The sequence below is a fragment of the Virgibacillus sp. L01 genome, assembly GCF_052246775.1.
Taxonomy (GTDB): Bacteria; Bacillota; Bacilli; order Bacillales; family Amphibacillaceae; genus Lentibacillus.
In genome coordinates this window covers 952,133-977,372 of the sequence record NZ_JBQQCP010000001.1, presented here as the reverse complement: position 1 = coordinate 977,372, position 25,240 = coordinate 952,133, and the positions used below count along the sequence as shown (strand labels likewise).

Here is a 25,240-nt window from a genome sequence, read left to right as displayed (position 1 = left end):
GGAGGTGATAAGGTGAAAAAAGTATGGAAACAACCAATGCTTGAGGTGCTCGACGTTAGCATGACCATGAATGGACCAGGAAACGCAAATGCTGATTGTTTTGATGTTTCGGATGGGAAAGAGGAAACACATGAAGGTATGTCCAATGCTAGTTGTTTGGGTAGTTAACCGCACTACTTAAGAAAGTCGGCCCTTATACTTTAATAGGTATAAGGGCCACCATAAAAATGGGGGAACCGACATGATGATTAATACGCTAAAAAAATTCACATACAGAGCTTTTGGCTTAAGCATATTCAGTGAATTTTTTTTACCGGAATTGCCGCAAATAGACATGGAAGAACATTTAGCTAGTGTGAAAGTTCATAAGGCTGATTTAACAGGGCTGTGGTCTGAACTTTCCGAGGGTGCTAGATATTTTGTGGTGGAGAAGGACTTCACTATGTTTCATGTGCCGGATACCGCTATCTATTTAGTTAAAAACGGGCGGGAGATTTTCGTTTCACCCATCGAGGGTTCCGAGGAAGATCAGATACGTCTTTATATTCTCGGCACATGTATGGGGGCATTACTCATGCAAAGAATGGTTCTCCCATTACACGGCAGCGCATTAGTAATCTATGGAAAGGCATATGCAATTGTTGGTGATTCTGGTGCTGGAAAATCAACACTTGCTTCAGCATTATTAAAGCGGGGGTATCAGCTTTTAAGTGATGACGTGATTCCAGTCACCCTTTCTGAAAAGAATGTCCCGATAGTTACCCCAGCATATCCGCAGCAGAAATTGTGGCAGGAGAGTCTGGATCAGTTTGGAATTGAATCAAAACAGCTTCGGCCAATAATAGACAGAGAGACTAAATTTGCTGTTCCAGTTCTTGAACAGTTTGCTGAAGAGTCAGTTCCTTTAGCAGGTGTTTTTGAACTAATCAGATCAGATGTTAATGAGATTGAGGTTACTCCGATTCAGAAACTGGAACGGTTTCATACATTATTTCACCATACATATCGCAACTTCATCATTTCTCGTTCAGGGATGATGGATTGGCATTTCAGTACTTCTGCAAGCATGGTTAATAAAATAGATTTCCACCGGTTGATTCGGCCGACAACTCACTTTACAGCCGATAATCTAGCCGATTTAATTTTAACTAGGGTTAACAAGAAGGAGGAGATTGTATGATTAAAAACCAAAGTCTTTCCGTTCAACATCTGGTTAGTCAAAAAGAAGGAAACATCGTGAGTGATATGGATGGAGAAAAAGTGATGCTGAGCATTCACAATGGCAAGTATTATAATTTAGGCGAAATGGGCGGCGAGATATGGGAGCTACTAAAGGAGCCAATCACCATTCAGAATCTGGTTGCTGCTTTAACCGAACAATATGATGTCGAACATAGTGAATGTGAAGAGCAGGTCCTGTCTTTTTTAACCCTTTTACTAGAGGAAGGCATAGTAGACGCTACCTAATTAAGAAAGGAAAGACCCTTATGAAAAAGTTAGGTGTTTTTTTAAAATTAAATAGACAGTCGAAGCTGCTCTTATTTGAGTCTTATTTTTATTTAGGATGGGCACGTATTATTAAAGCCCTTCCATTTGCTAAAGTTGCACCTTCACTGGGGGATATTATGGTGGAGACACCGTTTACGCTGCAGACAGACAATAAAGTACTTCTGGCACATATATCCCAGACTATTCAAATTACCAGCCGTTACACGTTATGGGAGAGTCAGTGTCTTGTTAAAGCAATCGCTGCAATGAAAATGCTGGAACGAAGGAAAATCGCAAGCACGCTTTATCTTGGTACTGCCAAGGATGAGACCGGCCAGTTAATCGCACATGCATGGTTACGAAGTGGTCCATTTTATATTACCGGTTCTGAAGGAATGGAACGCTTTACTGTCATCAGTAAGTTTGCCAAAAGTGTTTGAGCAGGGAGGATAACTGCCAATGATTGATAAGTTCAAACTTGATCTAATAGATATACCAAAAGAATTACAGCTTATTTTTATGATGCTGAAGAGTGATTCACCTGCTCACCTTATAACACAACACCCTGAACTGTTAACAGATATTGATTGGGAAGAGTTCATTGATTTAACGATGCATCACCGTGTCTATCCAGTGTTAAGTCCCAAGTTAAAACAGATGGATAACGATATAATTCCTCAATATGTGAAAGAATTTCTCCACAAACAATATAAACGAAATACGTTTCAGATGCTTTATTTAAGTAGTGAAATGGAACAGGTAGGTAGGATGTTTGCTGACGACGAAATTCCACTGATTTTCCTGAAAGGGCCTATTCTTGCGCATGAGCTATACGGAGACATTTCGCTTCGTACTTCTAGTGACTTGGATATGCTGATTCCGATCAATCAATTGGAAAAGGCGGAAACCCTTCTTGCAGAACAAGGGTATGAAAAGGATGATTATATTCAAACGGTGCTAAATGACTGGAAGTGGCGGCATCATCATGTTACCTATTTTCACCCGCAAAAGAAGATTAAGCTTGAAGTGCATTGGAGGCTGAATCCTGGACCAGGAAAGGAACCGAGTTTTAATAACTTGTGGAAGCGAAAGTGCATTAGTAATCTTACCAGCTTTCCAGTTCATGTTCTCAGTAAAGAAGACATGTTTTTATTCCTTGTGTCTCACGGGGCACGCCATGGCTGGTCCCGTATGCGGTGGCTGCTCGATATTCGTGAATTACTCCATCAGCAAATGGATTGGCAGCTAACCAAACGTTTATTAAAAAAATACCAACTATATCAAACTGGAGGGCAAGCGTTAATTTTAGTAGAACAGCTGCTAGATAAAAAGCTTACTAGAGGGATGAAAGCATTAACCAATCATACCTGCCCAAAGGAACTAGCGCAAAAGGCACTATTTTATTATAAACAACAGGTCAACTTACATACCGATCCTGTACCTGGATCCATTGCCAGCTATCATAAACATTATTTATTTTCGTTAATGAGTACACAGCATAAGTTAATTTTTATAATGAGCTTTCTTTATCCATATCCAGAAGATGAGAGCACTTTACCATTACCAAAGGCAGTCCATTTTCTCTATTTTCCGTTGCGGCCATTTTTGTGGGCCTGGAGAAAAACAAGAAAGCATGCTTTATCCTAGGGGGATTATAATTGAAACATGTATTTTATTTTTTAAAACAAATTCATGCGTATTCCGGCAAAATCCTGTATATTAACCTTTTTGCAATGATAGGCATCGGGTTGCTTGAAGGGATTGGGATAATTTTACTGATTCCCTTAATTAGCATGAGTGGGATAGTCGATATGGATGCTGGAGGATCGCCATTGCTAAGTATGTTTAGTTTTCTGCAGGATATTCCTAGTTCGTTTGGTTTGCCGTTAATTTTAGCGATATTTGTGCTTGTTGTTGTTGGACAAAATGTTATGAACAGGCAGTTAACCGTAAGAAATACAGTTATACAGCAAAGGTTTTTAAGGCATATGCGAATGGAGACTTATCGGTCGTTACTTCATGCAAACTGGGATTTTTTCATTAAGCAGCGAAAATCTGACCTTATCAATATATTAACAGCTGAAATAGCTCGTGCCAGTGCGGGTACATACTCATTTTTACAATTTGCTGCTTCACTTGTATTTACGTTAATCCAGATCGGGCTTGCATTCTGGCTATCACCGAATATAACTGTATTTGTATTACTTTGTGGATTAGTACTTATCTTTTTTAACAGGAAGTTTCTTAAAAGGTCGCTTGCACTAGGAAAAATGAACTTTGAACTGGGAAGAAGTTATCTTTCGGGTATTACCGATCAGGTTAATGGAATCAAGGATATCAAAAGTAATACATTGGAAGACTCCAGATTAGATTGGTTTGGCTCGATAACGGAAAAAATGCAGAAGCAGCAGGTGGATTATACGAAATTGAAATCAACCTCGCAATTATATTATAAAATTGCATCTGCAGTTCTAATTGCTGTATTTATTTATATTGCGGTAACCATGTTTAGTGCGCAGGCAGCTCAACTAATGTTAGTTATCGTCATTTTTTCAAGGCTTTGGCCCAGAGTTGCAGGGATTCAGTCTTCTATGGAACAGATTGCAACAACGATCCCATCCTTTAAATCTGTAAATGCGCTTCAAAATGAATGTGAGACAGCTAGAGAATTTTCGATGGGTGGGAATCAGAATGTCCAGCCGCTTGCTATTAGAGAAGGCTTGCAATGTGATGGTGTTTATTTCCGATATAACCAAAATGAACCTCATTATGCGTTGCAAAATATCAACTTAAGCATCCCTTCCAATCAAATGACCGCATTTGTCGGACGTTCTGGTGCAGGTAAAAGCACATTAATCGATATACTGATGGGACTTAATCAAGCCGAAAAAGGGCAGGTGTTAATTGATGGAACCCCCTTAACGAGTGACAATCTTCTATCATTAAGGCGGTCGATTAGCTATGTGCCACAGGATCCGTTTCTATTTAATACGAGTATAAGGGAAAATTTGTTGTTAGTAGAATCAGACGCGAACGAACAGCAAATGTGGGATGCTTTGAAGTTCTCCTCAGCAGCTGAATTCGTCAAAGGACTTCCGGACGGTATTGATACATTGATTGGTGATCGTGGGATTAAGTTATCAGGCGGCGAAAGGCAACGTCTTGTATTGGCTCGTGCAATTCTGCGTAACCCGTCCATTCTTGTGCTGGATGAAGCGACAAGTGCACTTGATACGGAAAATGAAGCGAAAATCCAGGAAGCGCTGGATAGGCTAAAAGGGAAGATGACCATTATCGTGATCGCGCATCGTTTATCGACCATTCGGAATGCGGATCAGGTTGTTGTACTCGACGAGGGGGAAGTTATTCAAAAGGGTGGATTTACGGAGCTGGCCAGAGAAAAAAGAAGCACATTCAGCTATTTATTGCGAAATCAGACAGAAGTAACACAATAATGAGCATTGGGGTGGGTTATCATTGAAGAAGATTGGAGGCAGAATTTTACTAGGGGCTTTACTCGGTATTTTCATCTTTATTGGTTATATAGTTTGGGATAACAATCGAATTACCGTCACAGAGGAAGATATCGCAATTTATGATATGCCAAAAGAGCTTGAAGGCTTCCGGATTCTTCAGGTTTCTGATCTGCAGGAAAAAGAATTCGGTAACAACCAGAAGCGCTTGGTCGGTGCTATTAATGATATTGACTATGATGCGATTGTGTTTACAGGAGATATCCTCGACAATACAGAAAGCACTAATTATAAGTCCTTTTATTCGATAATTGATGGGCTAAGAGATAAAGAAAATGCCTGGTTCGTGCCAGGGAATGATGACCCCTATAGTTATCAACTTACCCCTGACATAGAAAAAAGTGAGTTTATTAAAGGTATGGAACAAAGAGGCGTTGAATTATTAGAGTCTGTTGAAACGGTTAAACTGGAAGGGACGAATATTCATTTTGTAAACTTCGAGTTGTCGATAATAAGCAGTCCTGAATATGTGGGCACAAGTGAGGGGATCGTCACACCACCGTATAATTCAAATCAGAACTATCTTACATATCAAAAAAAGTTATGGCAGGACATGAAATTCCTTGACGATATCAATGAAACAGATGTTGTAATTGCTCTTAACCATTATCCAGTGGCAGATAACCGGATTGATTTCATCCAAAAAAATGATAAAACAATTTGGAGGGATTATGACCTGATAATGGCAGGACATTATCATGGGGGGCAATTTCGACTGCCATTTGTTGGAGCAGTTTTCGTGCCGGAACCATGGAATAGAAGCAGTTTTTTCCCATCAAACAATCGTGTGAAGGGACTGTGGGAGTATGAACAAACGAAACAATATGTCAGTGCAGGCTTAGGAAGCAGTGATGCATTATCCTTTTTAAAGTTTCGATTGTTTAATCCGCCAGAAATTAATCTTTTAACGTTGAAGTGATGATTGATTATCAGGTTTGTATTTGCGACGTTGCGATTGATGCAGTAATATAGTACAATATAAGAATTGCAATGTTTGAAATGAGGGTACAAAATGAGTAAAACATCCATTTATGGACTAACATATGAACAATTAACAGACTGGTTAATGGATAATGGTCAACTGCGATTCCGTGCTGATCAGGTGTGGAACTGGCTTTATAAAAAACGCGTCACTGCGTTCTCTGAGATGAAAAATGTGAACAAGGAAACGATCGCACTTCTGGAAGAGAATTTCGTTCTTCACACATTGTCAGAGGAAATCAAGCAAGAATCAGCTGATGGTACGATTAAATATTTATTCAAGCTGTCAGATGGTAACATAATTGAAACGGTCTTAATGCGTTTCAATTATGGATTGTCTGTTTGTGTAACGACACAAGTAGGCTGTAACATTGGCTGCACATTTTGTGCGAGTGGTCTATTGAAGAAAAGTCGCGACTTGAATGGTGGCGAAATTGTTGAACAGATCATGAATGTACAAAAGCATCTTGATGAAAAAGATGAAGGTGAGCGCGTTAGTCATATCGTTGTTATGGGAATTGGTGAGCCATTTGATAACTTCACAAATCTGATGGACTTTATTAATGTCGTGAACGATGACAAAGGTCTATGCATTGGTGCAAGACATATCACTGTATCAACAAGTGGTATTGCAAACAAAATCTATGATTGGGCTGATGCTGGCACACAGGTCAACCTCGCCATCTCATTACATGCACCAAATAACGAACTCAGAACACGAATTATGAAAATAAACAGGGCATTTCCAATTGAGAAGCTCATGGATTCTGTCGATTACTACCTGGAAAAAATAAATCGCCGCATAACGTATGAGTATATCATGCTGAAGGATGTAAACGATCATCAGACAGAAGCAAGACAGCTTGCTAAACTGCTTGGTGATAAGAAGCACCTGACATATGTGAATCTGATTCCATATAATTCAGTTGATGATAATCAATATCAGCGAAGTGATTCAGAAACTATTCAGGCGTTTTATGAAACATTGAAACAAAACGGCATTAACTGTGGTGTTCGCTGGGAAAACGGAGCAGACATTGACGCAGCATGCGGACAACTTCGAAGCAAACAAATTAAGAAAAATAAAGAAAAGAAAACAGTATAGTTGCTAAGCAAAAAACCAATCGTCATTTTCAGCGATTGGTTTTTTTATGCTATTCAAAAATGCTATGTCCTAGTCACTTGTTGAGTGTTTTCTAATGGAAAACCGCATACTCCCTAATTCATTCAAGATAATAGCGACAATAATCAACGACGTTCCTAGCCATTGGACAAGTGTGATGGATTCGGAGAGGATGATACTTGCCGATATAATAGCGACTGGTAATTCAAACGAACTAAGAATATTTACGAGACCACCTGAAATCAGATGCGCTCCAAGCGCGAAAAATAATGGAGGCATAACAGATCCAAATAAGGCAACCCCTGCAGTTACCATCCATAGAGACCCATCAGTCACTGGGATAGACGGTATATCCCTTATAAAAATCAAAAGTACCAGTACGGTAGAACCTGTAACCATCAACGAACTACGGACCCAGGGGTCAACCTCTGTTGCTACTTTTCCGCTGAAATTAATAAATCCTGCATATGTGAATGCCGCAAGAATCCCATATACAAATCCCATCGCAGGCAACTTTTCCAGACTGCCATTTAGAATATTTGAGGCAAAAAATACACCTATTAATATAAGAGCCATTGCCGATAATGTCACCATTCCTGGTCTTACTTTACTTAAAATCCATTCAAATAGGATACCAATCCAAACGAATTGAAATAATAATATAATTGCTAATGAAGCTGGAAGGTATATCATCGATCCATAGTAAAAAATGCTTGTTAGTCCGACAAATGAGCCTGTTATCATAATTTGTTTCATGTTCTTTTTGTTTAATCCCCTGAATGAAGAGCGCTTTACGATGACGATAGCCCAAAGTAAAACAAGGGATATAAGCATTTGAACAATATTAATTTGCCCGAGTGTGTATCCATTGCTGAATCCTAGTTTGGCAAAAACAGGCGTGAACCCAAAACTGCCTGCACCTATTAATACAAATAAAATTCCCTTTTTGTCACCCATCTGCTACGCCTCCTGCTATAAACATAACAATGATAACATAGTTGATTAATCTATGGCGATTGAGGTTTTATGATTCTTCTATAAAGATGTATGAATAGGGTTATTGCAGGAAAGAATGCTAGCAGAATAGAGGCTGATAAAGGGGGGGGGGGATCGCCATGCTGGATACAGTAAAAGAATTACTTATTATTCTTGGCAGGATTGTTACTATTTCGCCGTTATTACTCTTCTTAACAATTTTTATGGGTAAACGTGCGATAGGGGAGTTACCAATATTTGATTTTCTGATTATCGTAACCTTATGTGCGGTGGTAGGTGCTGATATAGCAGATCGGAATATACACCATCTTCCAACTGCAGTAGCAATTATTGCTATTGCTGTACTTCAAAGAATTGTAGCTAAATGGAAAATTTCCAATCGAAAAATTGGCAGACTACTGACATTCGAACCTACCATCGTTGTCCAAAGTGGCAAACGGTTGCATAACAATATGAAGCAGATACGTTATTCCATTGACAATATCCTGGAGATGCTCCGCGAAAAGAATGTATTTGACTTAAATGAAGTTGAGACGGCTATTATTGAAGCGAATGGTTCACTAAGTGTGTTGAAAAAAGCATCCAGTAATCCACTTACTGCACAGGATTTGGACATCGTCAAAACAACCTCATCGATAACCTTTCCTGTTATTGTAGAGGGAAATATATATTCTGATGTGCTGCACCGTTTAAATCTGGATAAAAGCTGGTTGATGAGGCAATTATCCAACAGGAATATTGACAACATAGACGACGTTTTTTATGCCTCGATTAATTATGCACACGAGCTTCAAATCTCACTATTAGATGAACAGGGTGGAGAACCCCCCCATTCGGCATTAGGTTCTTCACTCCGAGTATCTCACAGACAGTGGCAGATCGACCATGCCATTCTTTACTGAAACAAGATTTTTACCGAGTTCCTTTGAACGAAGTAATAGGTGGTCGGCATAGATATAACCTTTTTCAATTGGTAAGTACTTACTAGTTTTATAGAAATATAATCCAAATGAAGCGGTATATGATATAGATACATTTTTTGAATGAAATTCTGCATGTACCGGGCTTTTCACCACACCATCTCGCATTTGTTCAACAAGTACCGAGCATTCTTCAAATGTTCTGTTTCTCAAGAATATCGTAAATTCTTCACCACCTGTTCTGAACAGGAAGTCTTCCTCGTCTAGGTATCTATGCAAAGTGGTAGCAAAACTCTGAATAACCTTATCCCCGACAGCATGATTATAATTATCATTATATTGCTTGAATTTATCTATGTCCGCAACAATTATCCCCAAATATTCACCAGATAAATTAAATTCCTTCATTTTCTTATCCATAAAGGCACGGTTGTAAACCTCTGTCATAAAGTCGGTATACGCCATTTGTTCAAACTTGTCACGCTCTACTTTATGTTGAATACTAAGCGACTTATCGACAAATGAACGACTAACCAAATAGTTTAAGATAAATAGGGCGATAACCATTTGCCAGCTTTCTGATTGTAAGAATACGAACAGGAACCCGTTTGAGAAAGCTATTTTACCCAAATCCGTTATACTGCGGCTCTTAATGAAGTTAATTGCTTCTTTGGGTGATCTAATATCACCGAAAAAATAGGATATGGTTATTAGATATATATCTGAAAGAAGGGCAACAACCATTGCTAGTATAATAATTAGCAGCCAAAATCCAAATGGTATGCTTTGAAATTTGGGATAGAGATAAAAAAATAAGTAGAAGGCAATGGTGTTATTAAGTGCAAACGAGCCTATATTATAAAATGTATGTAAAAATTCATCCGGATCACCGGTTTTCGTTACTCTTCGAATGATATATACAGAAAAACCGTAAAGAGCTTCATAGATAAATAGTCCAAGCGGTCCAGCGAAAAGTCCAATTGACATGCTATAGGAAACACCGTAATCCATACTTAACTTTCCGCTCGATGATTTCACTCTCAGGTGTGTGTAAAGGGTTGAGAAGAGCCAATACAATGCAAGGGCCTTCATAAATGTAGAGGATTCTATGGAAAGTGGTCCTGACATTAAAGCCAGAACGAAGGAAGTTAAAAATAGCATTATGATGAAGATTTTGACTCGCAACATAGAGAGGCCTCCCTTTGTAGATGCATAGGCCATACAACCTATATAATAATCTTTATCATACCATAACTGTCTTTTTTATGGCAGATAATTATAAAAATAGCGTAATCAGTAGCTTGAGTTTTAAAAGTACACAATATTGTATACATGTTTGCAAAATGAATTCAAAACGTTTGCATTTACGTTTTCTTGTACACAAAAACGTGTTCAAGTTGTTGTGAAGGTGTTTGCAATAGTGAAAACATGTATACAAGAAAGAATACGATAAAAGTCCGATTGCGTAATTCCAGCAAATCTATTAACGTTATAGTTGTAAGTCATTTTCACGAGAGGAGAAATACAAACATGACAAAATCTAGAATTGCAGCAGTCGATGTAGGAAATGATGCATTAAAGGCAAACTTTGGGAAAATGGAAAGTAATTGCTACATACCAAATGTAATTGCGAGGGATATGGAGGACAGGCCGGTTATTGGTATTGAAGACCTTGATAAAAAGGATCCAATAGATAACCTGCATATTCGTGTCCACTCCCCTGCCCTGGAAGAAAACAATGCGGTATATCGAGTCGGTAACCTTGCGACGAAAACGAATAATTCAACAGAACTTGATCCAGGAAGCAGCAAATCAGAGGAAGACCAGACATTAATAATGCTATTTGCTTCTATCGCTTATGACGCAGTAAGCAGTGATGCATTTAAGGCAACAAAAAAAGATGTAATTGATGCAAACTATACACTTGGGACAGGTCTTCCATTACGAGAAGTAAAGGAAGGGAAAGATGTAGGGTACCGTTCCCAGTTACTTGGTTCCGTCCATCAGGTTGAGTTCTTAGTAACCCCGCAACACCAAGGGAAAAAGGTAAATATTAAATTTGATGAAGTAAAAGTTTATCCGGAAGGCTTTGCAGCATATGTGAACCTGATTATGGATAATGATCTTAACGTAATTAATAAGGAATTAATTGATAAACAAATTCTGATTCAAGATATTGGCGGACTTTCAACGGATATCGCTGTTATTCGCGACCGAAATGTTGACGATGATAAAGCACAAGGATTCCATCTTGGTGTGGCCGAGTCTCTAGAGGAGATCCGTGAAGAAATTCGTACCAGACATGGTGTTGAACTCGACAGCCGCCGTGATGTGGTTGATATAATTACACGGAAAAATGACCGTCATCACATTATGGTGAAAGGAAGTCGGACAAACGTCCATGACATTACCGATCGAATTTTGCTTGAGCTTGCTAAAAAAGAATATCGTTATCTGCGTAATGTATGGCAAAAAAATTCCCAATCGGAAATCTGTTATTTTGTTGGTGGCGGATCAGCGGTTCTGAAGGATTATCTGAAGGCGCTTAATAACAAACTTGATGGTTATAACCTGGACTTTTTTGAAGATGAAAATGAGAGTATCTGGATGATGGCTAATGCGTACTACAAGTTAATTACTGAGTTTACAAATAAAAATGCTCCAAAAGAAGTAAAGGAACAAGAAACAACGAAAGAAAAGTAGGGTGATAGTATGCGAGATTCCAAAAAAAGCATCGAACGCGGGCAATCCATCACATTTCGTGTCCCGTCAGATACACCTGATTACTTATTAAAGCAACTACAGCGACTCAAGGAAACGGAACGCCGGAATTTTTCGAGCGAAATCGCACAATATGTGCTTAGAGGCGTTAACGAGACCTTTGCAAGAGAACGGGAAACATTAACGGTTCCACTTCCAAAACAATTGACCAAAGAGCAGAAAAGCTGGTTGAAGCATGAGCATTCCGAAGCTTTAATTGGCAGTATTTTATACCAGCTGCTTCAGGACCCGATGCGGGCAACAACCTTGCTAGCGTCGTTAAACAGTAATTCCCGTGATGTGGAAGAGGCACTTTATTTACAGGAAGAAGAAACTGCTGCCTCAAATGAAGAACAGGAAATTAATTTAGACGCGGTGGATTTGGATAAATTAGATGATCTTCATCAGGAAAAAGAAGAGCCTAAGGAAAATGAGGAAGACCCATTAGGTGATTTTTTCTCTAAAATGAATAAATAGTGGAAGAGGCCGGGAGATAACTAAAACTCTAATCTCTATAAACTCCCGTTCCGCCGTCAGGGGTCGCTACGGGCGGATGCGCACCTTAGGGCAACGCTTCAGCTTCCTCGGAAGCAAAAACCGCTTCCTGCGGGATCTTCAGCTGTTGCTACGACGAACAGGACGTTTTAGCCGGTTCCCGCAGGGAGTCACCGTCCTTGGTGCGTGGAGTGTATTTCCGGAGCGGTGTCATTGCATTCAGCTTTTTTCTAGGTTACGTCGCATTTTATGTCTAATTAGCAACAAATAAATCCGAACTGATTCGAATTCTATTTCAGGGATTTGAATCTTAGTTCGGATTTTACTTTTACTGAAACACTTTTGTTACTGTCTTCTTTCGTATAATAATCGCCAATCATGTCAAACTAAGCCTATCAAATGATAAAGGAGTTTGGTTGATGGAGCTTGATTGGATTTGGAAGGCAGTACTCATCGTTCTAGGCGGAACATTCCTATTAAGGTTCGCGGGGAGAAAGTCTATTTCACAAATGACGCTTCCGCAAACAGTAATTATGATTGGTATTGGCTCACTGCTTATACAACCGGTCTCTGGGAATAACATATGGGAGACGCTTGCTGTAGGGGCAGTACTGGTTTTCACATTATTTCTAATGGAATATGCACAAGTTAAAGGAAATATATTTGAAAAGATTATTACCGGAAAATCCAAGGTTCTAATTAAAAATGGTCAGTTGCAGGAAAAAAACCTTAAAAAATTAAGGCTAACCGTTGACCAGCTTGAGATGAACCTCCGACTTAAAAATGTGTTAAATATAAGTGACGTAGAATGGGCAACATTGGAGCCGAATGGTCAGGTAGGATTCACATTAAAAAAAGAAGCGCAGCCAGTAACAAAGAAAGAATTTCAGCAGCTGGCAACTGATATCCAGGGAACATTGAATCAGTTAGCGCCAAGTAAAGAACTTCAGCAGCTTAATCAGCAATTAACACAACTCAATAACCAACTGACACAAGTAACCAACCAGAAAGATATTTTTAACGAATTGGATGACGATAGTCCGAAAACACCCTCGCCAAAACATTTACAATAAGGCGGGGGTGTTTTACTGTCTATACAAAAAAGAATCCGGCAGCAAGATATATTCCAACAGCAATTCCTACACCTATTGAACAAATCTTTAATTTATAACGCGCATAATCGACTAAAGGCATTTCCAGGATGGAGGCAGTTGTTATGGTTGTGTCCCCAAGTGGAGATGTCATGGCTCCAAATGAACCACTTGCAAATACAGCCCCAACCGTCAAAGGAATTGACGCGCCTGTCGATACTGCCAGCGCTATTCCGAGTGGCATGAATAACCCCCAAGTCCCCCAAGATGATCCAATAAAATAGGCAACAACCGATCCGAGGAGAAATATGATAGCCGGAATAGTAAAGCTTGGTAAAAAAGAGCCGAGCGTCGAGCTGATGAACTGGGAAAACCCAAGATCCTCTGCAACGAGCGACAATGCCCAAACGAGTACAAGCAGAATAATTGCTTGCATCAATTGGTTTCCTCCGTCAAAGAAGTGGAAGATTGTTTCCCCCAATTCCTGCTTACGTAGCATGTAAAAAACAAAGGTGATTATTAGTGTGATAAATACCGCCAGCAGCATGACGAACGTTGCATCAGCCTCTGAAAACGCCTGGAAAATAGTGTCCGCCCCTTTTGCAACGCCATCTTGCCATAAAAGGAATAATGACAAGCCCAGCAATAAAAATAAAGGCACAATCAGGTTCCAAGGCTGTGCTTCTACCATCGATAACTCCTTTTTAATTCCTTTACGATGATAGCTTTCTTCCTCATTTGATTTCTTTTTTTCCACTTCTTTCTCAGAAGATGACCAGAATGTTCGGATCAGACCAATGATCAGCATAACGATGGCGAAAAAGTTAAACGGAATACTAAGCAGGAAAACTTGATATGGATCCATATCCAGATTATGTTTCTGAATTCCACCTTCCACAAGTGAGACCATAAAACCGACAAATGCAGTCGCTACAGGTAACAGGACAATTACCGAACTGGTCGATACATCCATCGTGAAACCGACCTTTCGCTTGGATATCTTCATTTCACTCATTAGCGATTTTACCACTGGACCGATCATCATAATCCGAAACATTGGCATCATGAACGTAAATGGAAGTGTAAGCCAAATCAGGCTGAGCAATCCACGCTGCGAGTCTATTTTATCGCCAATCCACTCAGAAAATCCCTTAATTCCACCTGAGATGTTCATCATGCCTATAAGGCCACCAAATAAATAAAGAAAGGCGATAATCTTAATGTTATTTTCGTCTGATAAAGTCGTTACGATGTAATTGACCGTTTCCTGGGATCCACCTAACACACTAAATTCAATAAGCAACGCTCCGACAAGGAGGCCAAGCACTAGTCCAGGCAGGATTCTTTTAAGCCAAATGGACAATCCGATAACGATTATAAATGGAATTAAAGATAGCCAAGCATGTTCCATTGTAACTGCCTCCTTCCAAGTTACGTTTTCCAATAGACATTATTTGATTCTGTGTTACTTAACGTATTAGTTGTACTTGGGTATTCAAACAACCAATCGTTTTTTCCTCACATAAACTAGATATTATTCATAGTTAGTTAGGAGGCAAATATATGGAAAAAAAGCATAGGAATTTACGTCCGCGGATTTGCCTTTTTCCAGGATACAGATGGTGCGGGCCACGCTGCAGCGGACCAGGTTCCCCGATTAACGCTGTTGATGCTGCCTGTAAAGAACATGATATGTGCTATAGACGGTATGGTCCCTCATGTAAATGTGATGAGGAATTTCTTTGCCGTCTCCGCCCTCTAATCAACCCTTATACCCAACAAGGAAGACATGCAAGAACACTTTATTACGTCATGAAAATACAAACAATATTTTGCTAATTTAAGAACACTTACCCATTGAAAGGATAGTAGCTGTAAATCATGCTGAGAAATCGCCTCTGCATGACAATGGTCTATTTATCACGATTATTATCTTTATTTATATCCTTACCTTCCAGGGCTTCCAGCGCAGATCGCCGTTCTTTTCTTTTTCTTCGGCTAAGCTCTTTTGTTTCACGATGATCAATGTGAATTGTTGGTGGCTCATAATCCTTGGATGCCCTTATGTCTTCATTGGACGCTTTCATAAATGACCAGGCCATCAGGGCCATGATGAAAATGACTGGAAAACCGGCTACAATACTGGCTGTTTGCAGCGTCTGGAGGTCCCCGGCAATCATCAGAACAAGTGGCATTAGACAAAGTGTGAATGCCCAGAACAGGCGATTCCAGCGGAGGGGTTCTCCCTTCACTTCCTTCTGTACAACAGCAGACAATATATAGGATGATGAATCGAAAGTCGTTGCCAGGAAAATAATTGCAAGAATGGTGAAAAGGGTAACCATTATGCCGGACATTGGAAGCTGGTTCATAATGGCAATGATAGCTGCAGGTGCACTATTTTCATTCATAAAACCAATAACATCAAAGCTTCCAGTCAGCTGCAAATGCAGTCCATAGTTCCCCATAATTCCAAAGAACAGGATACAGCCTATCGTGCCATACATCATCGTGCCAAAAATCATTTCCTGTATGGTTCTCCCACGGGATATACGAGCGACAAACAAACCAACAAATGGTGCATAAACAACCCACCAAGCCCAGTAAAATACAGTCCAAGCTTCAGGGAATTCGGTTTCGGTAAATCCGTTTATATTTCCAAATGGTTCTAGCCATGTCGCCATTTTAAAGAAGTTATCGAATATAAGACCGATGCTTGTCAATGTCGTTTCACTAATAAACAGGGTTGGACCAAAGATAAAAATAAATAAAAGAATGAAGATGGCAAGCCATAAGTTGATATCACTCAACACTTTGATGCCGCGACGCAAACCGGAATAGGCGCTTACAGCAAAAATAGCAGTACAAATCAGCATAATCACAGCTTTTAAGGTTAGATTTACTGGTAAGCCGGTGATAGAATTGACACCTTCAGCAATCATCGGGGTCCCGAGGGCGAGTGTAGTTCCTGCACCACCCATTAGTCCAAACATGAAAAGGACATCAATAACTACTCCTAGTGGTGTATCAACTAATCGTCCGAGGACAGGTCTTACTGCTTCACTTATTTTCAAAACAGGTTTTTTTCTCACATAATAAAAGTATGCAATCGGTAGAGCTGGAAGCGTATAAATTGCCCAAGCGATTGGGCCCCAGTGGAAGATACCATATGCAGGTGCCCAGTTGATCGCTTCACGAGAGTTTCCCTCTATGCCAAATGGCGGACCTTGATAGTAGTAAGCCCATTCAATCATCCCCCAGTAAAGAATACTCGAACCTATTCCCGCAGCAAAAAGCATTGCCGCCCATGAAATGGTACCAAATTCCCTTTCATCATCTTCGTCTCCAAGTTTAATACGGCCGTTTTTGCTGAACGCAACAAAGATCAGAAATGCGAAAGCTGCGAGTCCGCCTAATAAATAGAGCACACCAAAATTCCCTGTCATGAATTCATTTGCAGCACTTACAATCTCTTTGCCCGCTTCAGGGAAAACGGCAAGTGGAATGGAAACAGCGAGGAGTAATATTAGTGCACCTATAAATGTTGGCCAGTCAATCAAATTTTTGTTCATATCGATATCACCCTTTCTAAAGATAGCTTTTCTATAACGGAGTAAGATATACACAATCATTAATCTTTCTTAGCAGTTTGCAGAAGACATACAGTACTGTGTGAGTCGATGTGGAGATAATAAAAAAGTGTTTTTAGTAAACAGTAAGCAGGAAAGAAAACTTATTAAAATGGACAACTGTTAGGAGGGATTTATATGAATAAAAACGTTATCTTATCATGTGCGGTAACAGGTGCGGGGGATACTACTTCAAAAAACCCGGATGTACCTGTAACACCAAAGGAAATTGCGGATTCATCCATTAAAGCGGCAAAAGCAGGTGCAACGATTGCTCATGTTCATGTACGCGATCCTAAGACAGGACAGCTAAGTCATGATGTGGAACTTTTTAAAGAAGTAGTGGAACGAATACGTGAAGCAGATACTGATGTAATTATTAACATTACTGCTGGTGGTGGTGGCGACTGGGTTCCGAGTGATACTAATCCTGCTAAGGGCGGTGAGGGTACCGACATGCAAACCCCTGAACAGCGCCATGAGCCTGTGGGGATGCTGCTGCCTGAAATTTGTACGCTTGATTGCGGAAGTGTTAATTTTGGAAATCAGGTTTATGTCAGCCCTACAGATTGGCTGCGAAAACAAGCAAAGCTAATTCAGGAAAGTGGTGTTAAACCAGAACTGGAGTGCTTTGATACCGGTCATGTTCGATTTGCCAATCAATTGGTGGAAGAGGGGTTGATTGATGGTGATCCAATGTTCCAATTTTGCCTAGGAATTCCGTGGGGAGCAGAAGCTGATGCAGAGACACTGGCATATATGAAAAGCCGCGTCGCGGAAAATGCTAGCTGGGCAGCGTTTGGTATCGGACGAATGCAAATGCCAATGGTAGCTGAATCAATCCTTCAGGGAGGTAACATACGGGTTGGATTGGAAGATAATATGTATTTGAAAAAGGGCACTCTGGCAACCAATGAACAATTGGTCGATAAGGCAGTTGGAATTGTCCATAGTTTAGGATCAAAAATCATGAATCCACAGGATGCGCGAGAATTATTAAATCTACGTAAACAAGACGGGAAGACGGTTTAACATGGGCGGGCAGAATACATCACAAATTAAAAACATTACAATCGTCGGAACTGGTGTCATTGGAAATGGCTGGATCACACGATTATTAGCGAACGGCTATCATGTTACAGCAACAGACCCTGACCCTGCAGCAGAAGGGCGGATGCGTGATGTAGTAGAACAAGCCTGGCCAGCAATCGAAAAAATGGGGTTAACAGATAAGGCTTCGCTGCATGACTTATCATTTGATACAGACCTTGAACGTGCTTTGCGTCATGCTGATTTTGTTCAGGAAAATGTACCGGAGCGTGAACAGCTTAAGCGAAAAGTTATTGCTGAAATAGACCAATTCGCGCCTGAAGAAGCAGTGATTGCGTCAAGTACATCCGGTATATTGCCAAGCATACTCCAGGCCGATTGCACCCATCATCCGGAACGCATTATGGTTGCCCACCCGTTTAACCCTGTTTACTTAATACCTTTAGTAGAACTGGTTGGCGGCAATAAAACAGCGTTATTTTTTATCCAAAAAGCAAAAGATTTTTATGATAAGATTAATATGAAACCACTTGTTGTTCAAAAAGAAATCGAAGGACATGTCGCCGATCGATTAATGGAAGCTATTTGGCGTGAATCACTTCATATTGTTAACGAAGGTATTGCTACAACGGAAGAGGTCGATGCCTCTATCATCTACGGACCAGGTTTACGCTGGGCATTGATGGGACCGTTTCTAACATTACATATGGGAGGCGGAAAGCAGGGCATGCGTCATTTGCTCCACCAATTCGGACCTTCGTTAAAGCTGCCGTGGACAAAACTTGTAGCACCAGAGTTAACCGATGAACTGGCTGAGAAGGTCATCACCGGATGTGAAAAACAAACGGAAGGCGTTGACATGGGTAAACTTGAAGAACGCAGGGACCAATTTTTAATTGAATTGCAGCAATTACTGGAAAAATACTGGCCGTGTGCAAATCTTACCGGTAAACTTTAATAGAAAGAGGGAGTAACATATGGGAGAAGCAAAAGTAATTATTAATGATCAGGTTCGAGAAGATTGGATTGACTATAATGGGCATATGAATGATGCTGAATATGTCCGCGCATTTAGCTGGGGTGTCGATCGATTTATGAAATTGGTTGGAATAACAGATGACTTTCGCGAAAATAATCACTATACGGTCTTTACAATGGAAAATCATGTTTGTTATCTGGCTGAAATGAAGCTTGGAGAGCCATTTGAAGTACATCTGCAAATGCTTGATTATGACGAAAAGCGTGCACATGTATTTTATGAGTTGTATGGAGAAAATGGAAAACGTGCTGCAACAAGCGAGCAAATGCTGATGGGGATTGACCAAACGTCAGGCAGACCTGCACCTTTTCCAGATGATATTTTTGCAAAGGTTAAAGATTTAGCAGCTAATCATACTCCAGTCGAAAAGCCTAAAGAAGCTGGGCGAGTAATTGGGATTCGAAGCAAGAAGAAGTAAATGTTGTGGACGTTGCTCATCGAGTGACGTCTTATTTTGGCAGTTAAAAATGCTGTTTTTACTGCGTAAGTGCAACTAAGGCTTATCTATATTAGCTTGGCTAACTAATACAAAGGGAGAGTGGCCTCTTTGAGAAAATACCTTCTTCTTACATTTGCACTAACATATTCAATACATACATCGTATAACATCGAGGTTTTGCCAGTTCCACCTGAGGAATCAAGGGAAGAATTATACCATGATTTGTTTATTACGTTACTTTTACCATACATTGATAAAGGTGTTGAGGATTATTACTCAGAATTATTAACTGATTCTCCAATTGATTACCCTTATATGGTAAAGGTTGTCAGTGCTGAAAGAAATTATGGTTATCGGTCTTTCAGGTTTTCGGCCATCTAGAAGTGACACTAGTTGTTGGTCCTCATATATCAGTTGGGAAAGATGAATTAACCTTTGATATTAGTTCAAAAACACCAAGATTAATTGAATATAATCATATAGAAACACACCAGTTTCCTGAGCATTGGAGGCACCTTGTTTAACCTTAGACCCTTTTGCCAAAGAGAAAATAATAAGATAGAAAAGGATAGAAGTATAAATGACGAATAAAAATTATCAAGCACCTATTAATAGGTTAAATTTGTATGCAAAAGTTAAAATTGTTAAAGGTGAAAACTTTGTCACGATTGAGGAGACAAAGGGATTAACTACTGAGGAAATGATTGCATTTATAACAAATTTTATTGATGACCTTGAACTCGGGGAAATCCCCAATGTGAACATTATGGTGAACAGTAAATTCACTGAAGAGGTCTATGAAGTGCTTCAAGACAATAATTTTCAGTTTCATGATGAAATGGTTACAGTTTATAAGAAACTTGATGAGGTAGTTTGGCAGGAATCTAATTTAACATTTAAGTCACTACATAGTATGTCGCAACATGAATTTCGGGAAATATGGGCAGAATCCATGGCCGATTCACTTAATGCCCCTTCATCCTTAACCCTTGATGAACAAATGAAAAGCCTGGAAATAGAGTTAGGGCCTGACTATAAAGGTTCCTGTTTAGTTGCTTATGAGGATGGTAGGCCAATCGGCGTTGTTATCCCTCATATTGAACCAGGCACACGCGATGAAGGAAGGCTTTTTTATTTTGGATTGATTCCAAGTGAACGTGGCAAAGGGAAAAGCATGCCCCTTCATAGGATTGCTTTACAGCTATTAAATGATGAATTTAATGCTTCCTGCTATATTGGCGGCACGAGTGAAAGTAACCAGCCAATGTTAAAAACTTTTATGGCCAATGGGTGTCATGTGATTGAGCGGAATAAGGTTTATAAGAAAATCAAGCGAGTGATTTAAACGAAATTGTTCACAAAAACCAGGGGAAATCACCAAAAACGCCTAAATTCACATCTGCGGGGTCTTAGGACACGTGCACGTGCTATTTCCGCTGGAATCACCGCGGATCATAGCACTCAAACTTTTTAAAAGGTACTTTGCAGGTTATGACTTATGTGTACATCAAGGCAACAATTAAAAATATCCTAAGATTATCAAGATAGCCGTTTGAGATTATTCTTAGGTGCGAAAGTTAAGTAATTATATTAAAACTTAAATCCTCCATTAAGACTATTTTTACATATCAATATTGCAAGAAGTAATATTCTGTGATAGTCTTTCAATACAATATATTGGTATAAAAAAGAAAGAAAACAACTATATATAGTATTACAAGTTAAGGTGACATCCATTGTCATAATAGGGAATCCAGTGAAAAACTGGAGCTGTCCCCGCAACTGTAAGTGTGGACGAACGAGTAACCCACTGTATCGAAAGCTTCACGGCTACGGTACGGGAAGGACTCTAGTAGACAGAAGCACGAGCCAGGAGACCTGCCATAGCTTGTAGTTTCAATTCCTCGGGGTAAGAGAAGGTGAAACGATAGAGAGAGCTAGATACATATCTTCTGTCGTTCTAACCGTTCATCCCCTGGGTGAACGGTTTATTTGTTTTGGATATAAAAGGAGGAAAAAACATGGTAATGACCGCAACTGGGCAAATTCCGCAATTGATTGACTATGCAACAAAAGGATTGAATATAAACAAGGAAATTTTGTTGGAAAAGGCCAATCAGACTGGAACCGCGGATAACCTGATAAAAATAGCGCTTGAAAATATCGATGAAGCCAACCCCGATTGGACCTATGCTGCAAGCCGTATTTATTTACAGGAATTATACAAAACTGCGGCAGAAAACAGGGGATACGATGCGAATTTACAGTATGGAAACTTCTATGAACTTATTACAACACTTACGGAAAAAGGTATCTACTCAGATCATTTGCTAAACATGTATAAGAAAGAAGAAATAGATTATTTTGCAAAAGTGATTGAACCAGAGAGGGACTTATTATTTAACTACTTGGGGCTTTACACGCTGGCAACTCGCTACCTTGCAGCAGACCATAACAAGAATACATATGAGCTTCCACAGGAAAGGTGGATGGTTATTGCGATGTATTTAATGCAGGACGAGGCGCAAGTAAATCGCAGTCATTATGTCGCAGAAGCATACTGGGCATTGAGTAATTTATATATGACCGTTGCCACACCAACCTTAACAAATGCAGGTAAATCGCACGGCCAGCTGTCCAGTTGTTTTATTGACACAGTGGATGACAGTTTGCAGTCTATCTATGACAGTAATACTGATATTGCTAAGCTTTCCAAAAATGGTGGTGGAATTGGCGTTTACATGGGGAAAATCCGTAGCCGTGGAAGTTCAATTAAGGGATACAAGAGTATGTCCAGTGGTGTTGTTCCATGGATTAAGCAGCTCAACAATACTGCTGTTAACGTAGACCAGTTGGGAACACGAAAAGGCGCAATCGCTATTTATCTGGATGTATGGCATAAAGATATCGAACCATTTCTCGATCTGAAATTAAACAATGGTGATGATCGGATGCGTGCCCACGATATTTTCACAGGTGTCAACTTACCGGACTATTTTATGGAACAGGTAGAGAATCGCGGTGATTGGCATTTATTTGATCCACATGAAGTTCGTCAGGTGATGGGTTATTCGCTGGAAGATTTTTATGATGAGGAAAAAGGTGATGGCACGTGGCGTCAAAAGTATCTGGAATGCGTGCAATCGACGGAGCTATCGAGTAAAGTCGTACCGGCAATAGATATTATCAAGCGGATTATGAAGTCACAGCTTGAGTCGGGAACACCATTCATGTTCTACCGTGATGAAGTGAACCGGAAAAATAATAATCCACATAACGGGATGATTTATTGCTCGAATTTATGTACTGAGATTACTCAGAATCAATCACCAACTGAATTTCTGGAGGAGTATGTGGAAGCGGAAAATACGATTGTGAAAAAATACAAAGCAGGCGATTATGTTGTTTGCAATTTAAGCTCGATTAACCTGGGACAAGCAGTCCCTAACGGTGTACTTGAGCGGCTTATTACCATACAGGTTCGTATGCTGGATAACGTGATTGATATCAACACATTACCAATCAAGCAAACACAGATGACGAATCAAAAATATCGTGCTATTGGTCTGGGGACATTCGGTTGGCACCATCTTCTGGCAAAAGAACATATTCATTGGGAATCAGATGAGGCAGTATCCTATGCCGATAACTTATATGAAAAAATTGCCTACCTGACCATAAAAAACAGTATGGAACTTAGTAAAGAAAAAGGGCACTATCCAGCTTTTGAAGGGAGTAAATGGCAGAAAGGGAGTTATTTTACCGAAAAGGGCTACTCCGATGAAAAGTGGATGAATCTGAAGCGTGATGTAGCAGAAAACGGAATTCGAAATGGCTATCTCATGGCGGTTGCACCAAATTCATCAACATCCATGATTGCTGGTTCCACTGCAAGTATCGATCCAATTTTCCAACCGTTTTACTATGAGGAAAAAAAGGATTTCAAGATTGCAGTCACTGCACCAGAACTAGATTACCAGTCCTATGATATTTACCGACGTTCTGCATATATTCTTGACCAGCGCTGGTCGATTAGACAAAACGCTGCCAGACAAAAACATATTGATCAAAGTATCTCGTTCAACTTTTATGTCCCGCACACTATTAAAGCATCAGTCATGCTTGATTTACACCTGCAGGCATGGAAGGAAGGTTTGAAAACGACCTATTATGTACGTTCAACAGCCAATGATGTCGAAGAATGTGTGTGGTGTGAGAGTTGAGAAGTTTAATAGCTTATCTATCATACAGTGGGAACACAAAGGAAGTAGCGGAAATAATTGCTGAGCAAGCACGATCAGATGGTATAACAGCAGAGATGCATCGTATTGGAATTGATCCTCCAACCGATGCATCTGAATACGATTATATTTTTCTCGGAACGTTCACGTGGGATATGGGCTATACGCCAGATGAAGTGAAAGATTTTGTGCTGGAGGTTGGCTACAAGCCTGAGCATGTTGCTGTATTTGGAACTGGTGACACGCAATTTGGCGGGGATAAGCTTTTTTGCAGTTCGGTGGATAAATTAACGACTTTTTATCATAGCCGGTGGCCCGGATTAAAAATTGAACAGTCACCGCGTGGCTCACAGGAGCATGCAATAGAAAAATGGGTAGAAGGAGTGTTGCACGATGTCAAAATCTTTGCTTAAAAAAGCCAAAACCTTGGAACCATTACACCCTAACAAATCAACAGCACTGTTCGGAGGGGAAGCAAGCGGAATCTTGAATTGGAATGATATCGCATATCCCCATTGGTATAAAATGTACAAGCGGCTTATCGGAAATTACTGGCAGGCTGATGAAGTAAATATGTCTGGTGACGTTCGCCAGTTTCCGTTGCTTACGAAAAGCGACCAGGATGCGTATTTAAAAATTATTGGACTGCTATCGACGCTTGATGCACCTCAGACGAGAACGGCGCTGCTCTTTTCCCTGTATGCAAGTGACCCGTCCGTCCAATCGATTATGGCAGTAATTGCCCAGCAGGAGGCCGTCCATAATGAGAGTTATTCCTATGTGCTGTCGTCTGTCGTATCACTGGATGAACAAAATGAAGCATTCCAACTCGGACGAAATGATTCGATATTGCTTAAACGAAATGATAAGCTCATGCAGCAATACAATACATTTGTGGACGAGCCATCGATGGAAAATATACTAAAAACAATGGTGTATACGGGATTGCTTGAAGGCATGTTTTTCTACTCGGGATTTGCGTTCTTTTATAATTTGGCCAGGCAAAATAAAATGGTCGGCACTTCAACAATGATAAGCTACATTAATAGGGATGAACTTGAGCATGGCCGGTTTATTGCTGAATTATTCCGGGCAACCTTGGATGAGAATCCGGATTTGAATACGCCTGCATTTACTGAATGGGTTTATGAGCAGTTCACGGATTCGGTCGAACTGGAAATAGAGTGGTCCCGTTATGTACTGGCAGATGTTGAAGGCATTGATTTAGACGAAATGTCTGGCTACGTTAAATACCGTGCGAATAAGATGCTGCGTATGATGGGGCTGAGTGAAATTTATCCTGATCATACCGACAACCCAATGAAATGGATCCGTGCTTATGTCGATAACTTCGATGGAACCAAAACTGACTTTTTTGAGCAGAAGTCAAGACAATATACGAAGACGAGCGATTTAAATGGATTTGATGATCTTTAGTTTGGCGTGAGAAAGGCT

At 40.0% G+C, this 25,240-nt stretch carries 25 protein-coding genes, 1 pseudogene and 1 riboswitch; of the genes and pseudogenes, 22 read left to right on the top strand and 4 right to left on the bottom strand.

What is annotated here, in order from left to right; genetic code table 11:
• Window positions 1–12 precede the first annotated feature (12 nt).
• The 8 genes from ACTWQM_RS04470 to rlmN all read left to right on the top strand — a co-directional run bounded on the left by ACTWQM_RS04470 (window position 13) and on the right by rlmN (window position 7,107).
• Window positions 13–168, top strand: coding sequence for a paeninodin family lasso peptide (locus ACTWQM_RS04470; protein ID WP_443256951.1), 156 nt, complete (start codon window positions 13–15; stop codon window positions 166–168).
• A gap of 76 nt (window positions 169–244) precedes the next feature.
• The gene (locus ACTWQM_RS04465; protein WP_443257091.1) at window positions 245–1,180 is read left to right on the top strand and encodes an HPr kinase/phosphorylase; all 936 of its coding nucleotides are present in this window, start codon (window positions 245–247) and stop codon (window positions 1,178–1,180) included.
• Window positions 1,177–1,467 carry a lasso peptide biosynthesis PqqD family chaperone gene (locus tag ACTWQM_RS04460; RefSeq protein ID WP_443256950.1) on the top strand — a complete coding sequence of 97 codons (291 nt, stop codon included), beginning with the start codon at window positions 1,177–1,179 and terminating at the stop codon, window positions 1,465–1,467. Before ACTWQM_RS04465 ends, ACTWQM_RS04460 begins: the two co-directional genes overlap by 4 nt.
• Before the next feature lie 20 nt (window positions 1,468–1,487).
• On the top strand, window positions 1,488–1,928 hold the full coding sequence (locus ACTWQM_RS04455) for a lasso peptide biosynthesis B2 protein (RefSeq protein ID WP_443256949.1): 441 nt from the start codon (window positions 1,488–1,490) through the stop codon (window positions 1,926–1,928).
• Between the two features lie 19 nt (window positions 1,929–1,947).
• Window positions 1,948–3,135: a nucleotidyltransferase domain-containing protein gene (locus ACTWQM_RS04450; protein ID WP_443256948.1), complete on the top strand. Its 1,188-nt coding sequence runs from the start codon at window positions 1,948–1,950 to the stop codon at window positions 3,133–3,135.
• Window positions 3,136–3,146: 11 nt separating this feature from the next.
• A complete protein-coding gene (locus ACTWQM_RS04445; protein ID WP_443256947.1) occupies window positions 3,147–4,943 on the top strand; it encodes an ABC transporter ATP-binding protein in 1,797 nt (598 codons plus the stop codon).
• Window positions 4,944–4,965: 22 nt separating this feature from the next.
• On the top strand, window positions 4,966–5,940 hold the full coding sequence (locus ACTWQM_RS04440) for a metallophosphoesterase (protein WP_443256946.1): 975 nt from the start codon (window positions 4,966–4,968) through the stop codon (window positions 5,938–5,940).
• A gap of 93 nt (window positions 5,941–6,033) precedes the next feature.
• A complete protein-coding gene (rlmN, locus tag ACTWQM_RS04435) occupies window positions 6,034–7,107 on the top strand; it encodes a 23S rRNA (adenine(2503)-C(2))-methyltransferase RlmN (RefSeq protein WP_443256945.1) in 1,074 nt (357 codons plus the stop codon).
• A 69-nt stretch (window positions 7,108–7,176) separates the two neighbouring features.
• Here rlmN and ACTWQM_RS04430 read toward each other — a convergent pair whose 3' ends face one another.
• Window positions 7,177–8,082: an EamA family transporter gene (locus tag ACTWQM_RS04430; protein ID WP_443256944.1), complete on the bottom strand. Its 906-nt coding sequence runs from the start codon at window positions 8,080–8,082 to the stop codon at window positions 7,177–7,179.
• A 158-nt stretch (window positions 8,083–8,240) separates the two neighbouring features.
• Between ACTWQM_RS04430 and ACTWQM_RS04425 the strand changes: the two are divergent.
• Window positions 8,241–8,964, top strand: a pseudogene (locus tag ACTWQM_RS04425) (DUF421 domain-containing protein).
• 5 nt (window positions 8,965–8,969) lie between these two features.
• On the opposite strand, the gene ACTWQM_RS04420 reads toward ACTWQM_RS04425, so the two are convergent.
• A complete protein-coding gene (locus tag ACTWQM_RS04420) occupies window positions 8,970–10,229 on the bottom strand; it encodes a GGDEF domain-containing protein (RefSeq protein WP_443256943.1) in 1,260 nt (419 codons plus the stop codon).
• Between the two features lie 342 nt (window positions 10,230–10,571).
• On the opposite strand from ACTWQM_RS04420, the gene ACTWQM_RS04415 reads away from it, so the two are divergent.
• The 3 genes from ACTWQM_RS04415 (at window position 10,572) to ACTWQM_RS04405 (ending at window position 13,369) form a co-directional block, all read left to right on the top strand.
• Entirely contained in the window at window positions 10,572–11,744 is a 1,173-nt protein-coding gene (locus ACTWQM_RS04415; protein ID WP_443256942.1) for an Alp7A family actin-like protein, read from the top strand.
• A gap of 9 nt (window positions 11,745–11,753) precedes the next feature.
• A complete protein-coding gene (locus ACTWQM_RS04410) occupies window positions 11,754–12,278 on the top strand; it encodes a hypothetical protein (RefSeq protein WP_443256941.1) in 525 nt (174 codons plus the stop codon).
• A gap of 437 nt (window positions 12,279–12,715) precedes the next feature.
• On the top strand, window positions 12,716–13,369 hold the full coding sequence (locus ACTWQM_RS04405; RefSeq protein WP_443256940.1) for a DUF421 domain-containing protein: 654 nt from the start codon (window positions 12,716–12,718) through the stop codon (window positions 13,367–13,369).
• A 19-nt stretch (window positions 13,370–13,388) separates the two neighbouring features.
• Here the strand turns inward: ACTWQM_RS04405 and ACTWQM_RS04400 are convergent, their stop codons facing one another.
• Window positions 13,389–14,798: a Na+/H+ antiporter NhaC family protein gene (locus ACTWQM_RS04400; RefSeq protein WP_443256939.1), complete on the bottom strand. Its 1,410-nt coding sequence runs from the start codon at window positions 14,796–14,798 to the stop codon at window positions 13,389–13,391.
• 152 nt (window positions 14,799–14,950) lie between these two features.
• Between ACTWQM_RS04400 and ACTWQM_RS04395 the strand changes: the two genes are divergently transcribed.
• Complete coding sequence (locus tag ACTWQM_RS04395) at window positions 14,951–15,226, top strand: phospholipase (RefSeq protein ID WP_443256938.1); 276 nt, start codon at window positions 14,951–14,953, stop codon at window positions 15,224–15,226.
• 74 nt (window positions 15,227–15,300) lie between these two features.
• Here ACTWQM_RS04395 and ACTWQM_RS04390 read toward each other — a convergent pair whose 3' ends face one another.
• The gene (locus tag ACTWQM_RS04390; protein WP_443256937.1) at window positions 15,301–16,959 is read right to left on the bottom strand and encodes a BCCT family transporter; all 1,659 of its coding nucleotides are present in this window, start codon (window positions 16,957–16,959) and stop codon (window positions 15,301–15,303) included.
• A 195-nt stretch (window positions 16,960–17,154) separates the two neighbouring features.
• Between ACTWQM_RS04390 and ACTWQM_RS04385 the strand changes: the two genes are divergently transcribed.
• The 9 genes from ACTWQM_RS04385 to ACTWQM_RS04345 all read left to right on the top strand — a co-directional run bounded on the left by ACTWQM_RS04385 (window position 17,155) and on the right by ACTWQM_RS04345 (window position 25,222).
• A complete protein-coding gene (locus ACTWQM_RS04385) occupies window positions 17,155–18,048 on the top strand; it encodes a 3-keto-5-aminohexanoate cleavage protein (protein WP_443256936.1) in 894 nt (297 codons plus the stop codon).
• A gap of 1 nt (window position 18,049) precedes the next feature.
• On the top strand, window positions 18,050–19,024 hold the full coding sequence (locus tag ACTWQM_RS04380; protein WP_443256935.1) for a 3-hydroxyacyl-CoA dehydrogenase NAD-binding domain-containing protein: 975 nt from the start codon (window positions 18,050–18,052) through the stop codon (window positions 19,022–19,024).
• A gap of 19 nt (window positions 19,025–19,043) precedes the next feature.
• A complete protein-coding gene (locus ACTWQM_RS04375; protein WP_443256934.1) occupies window positions 19,044–19,523 on the top strand; it encodes a thioesterase family protein in 480 nt (159 codons plus the stop codon).
• Between the two features lie 129 nt (window positions 19,524–19,652).
• Complete coding sequence (locus tag ACTWQM_RS04370) at window positions 19,653–19,925, top strand: DUF3888 domain-containing protein (RefSeq protein WP_443256933.1); 273 nt, start codon at window positions 19,653–19,655, stop codon at window positions 19,923–19,925.
• A gap of 2 nt (window positions 19,926–19,927) precedes the next feature.
• A complete protein-coding gene (locus tag ACTWQM_RS04365; protein WP_443256932.1) occupies window positions 19,928–20,068 on the top strand; it encodes a hypothetical protein in 141 nt (46 codons plus the stop codon).
• A 56-nt stretch (window positions 20,069–20,124) separates the two neighbouring features.
• Window positions 20,125–20,889, top strand: a complete 765-nt coding sequence (locus ACTWQM_RS04360; protein ID WP_443256931.1) for a GNAT family N-acetyltransferase — start codon at window positions 20,125–20,127, stop codon at window positions 20,887–20,889.
• A gap of 362 nt (window positions 20,890–21,251) precedes the next feature.
• Window positions 21,252–21,444, top strand: a riboswitch (cobalamin riboswitch).
• A 121-nt stretch (window positions 21,445–21,565) separates the two neighbouring features.
• A complete protein-coding gene (locus ACTWQM_RS04355; RefSeq protein WP_443256930.1) occupies window positions 21,566–23,767 on the top strand; it encodes a ribonucleoside-diphosphate reductase subunit alpha in 2,202 nt (733 codons plus the stop codon).
• Window positions 23,764–24,198, top strand: a complete 435-nt coding sequence (locus ACTWQM_RS04350; RefSeq protein ID WP_443256929.1) for a flavodoxin — start codon at window positions 23,764–23,766, stop codon at window positions 24,196–24,198. Before ACTWQM_RS04355 ends, ACTWQM_RS04350 begins: the two co-directional genes overlap by 4 nt.
• On the top strand, window positions 24,179–25,222 hold the full coding sequence (locus ACTWQM_RS04345) for a ribonucleotide-diphosphate reductase subunit beta (RefSeq protein ID WP_443256928.1): 1,044 nt from the start codon (window positions 24,179–24,181) through the stop codon (window positions 25,220–25,222). Before ACTWQM_RS04350 ends, ACTWQM_RS04345 begins: the two co-directional genes overlap by 20 nt.
• The last annotated feature ends 18 nt before the right edge of the window (window positions 25,223–25,240 follow it).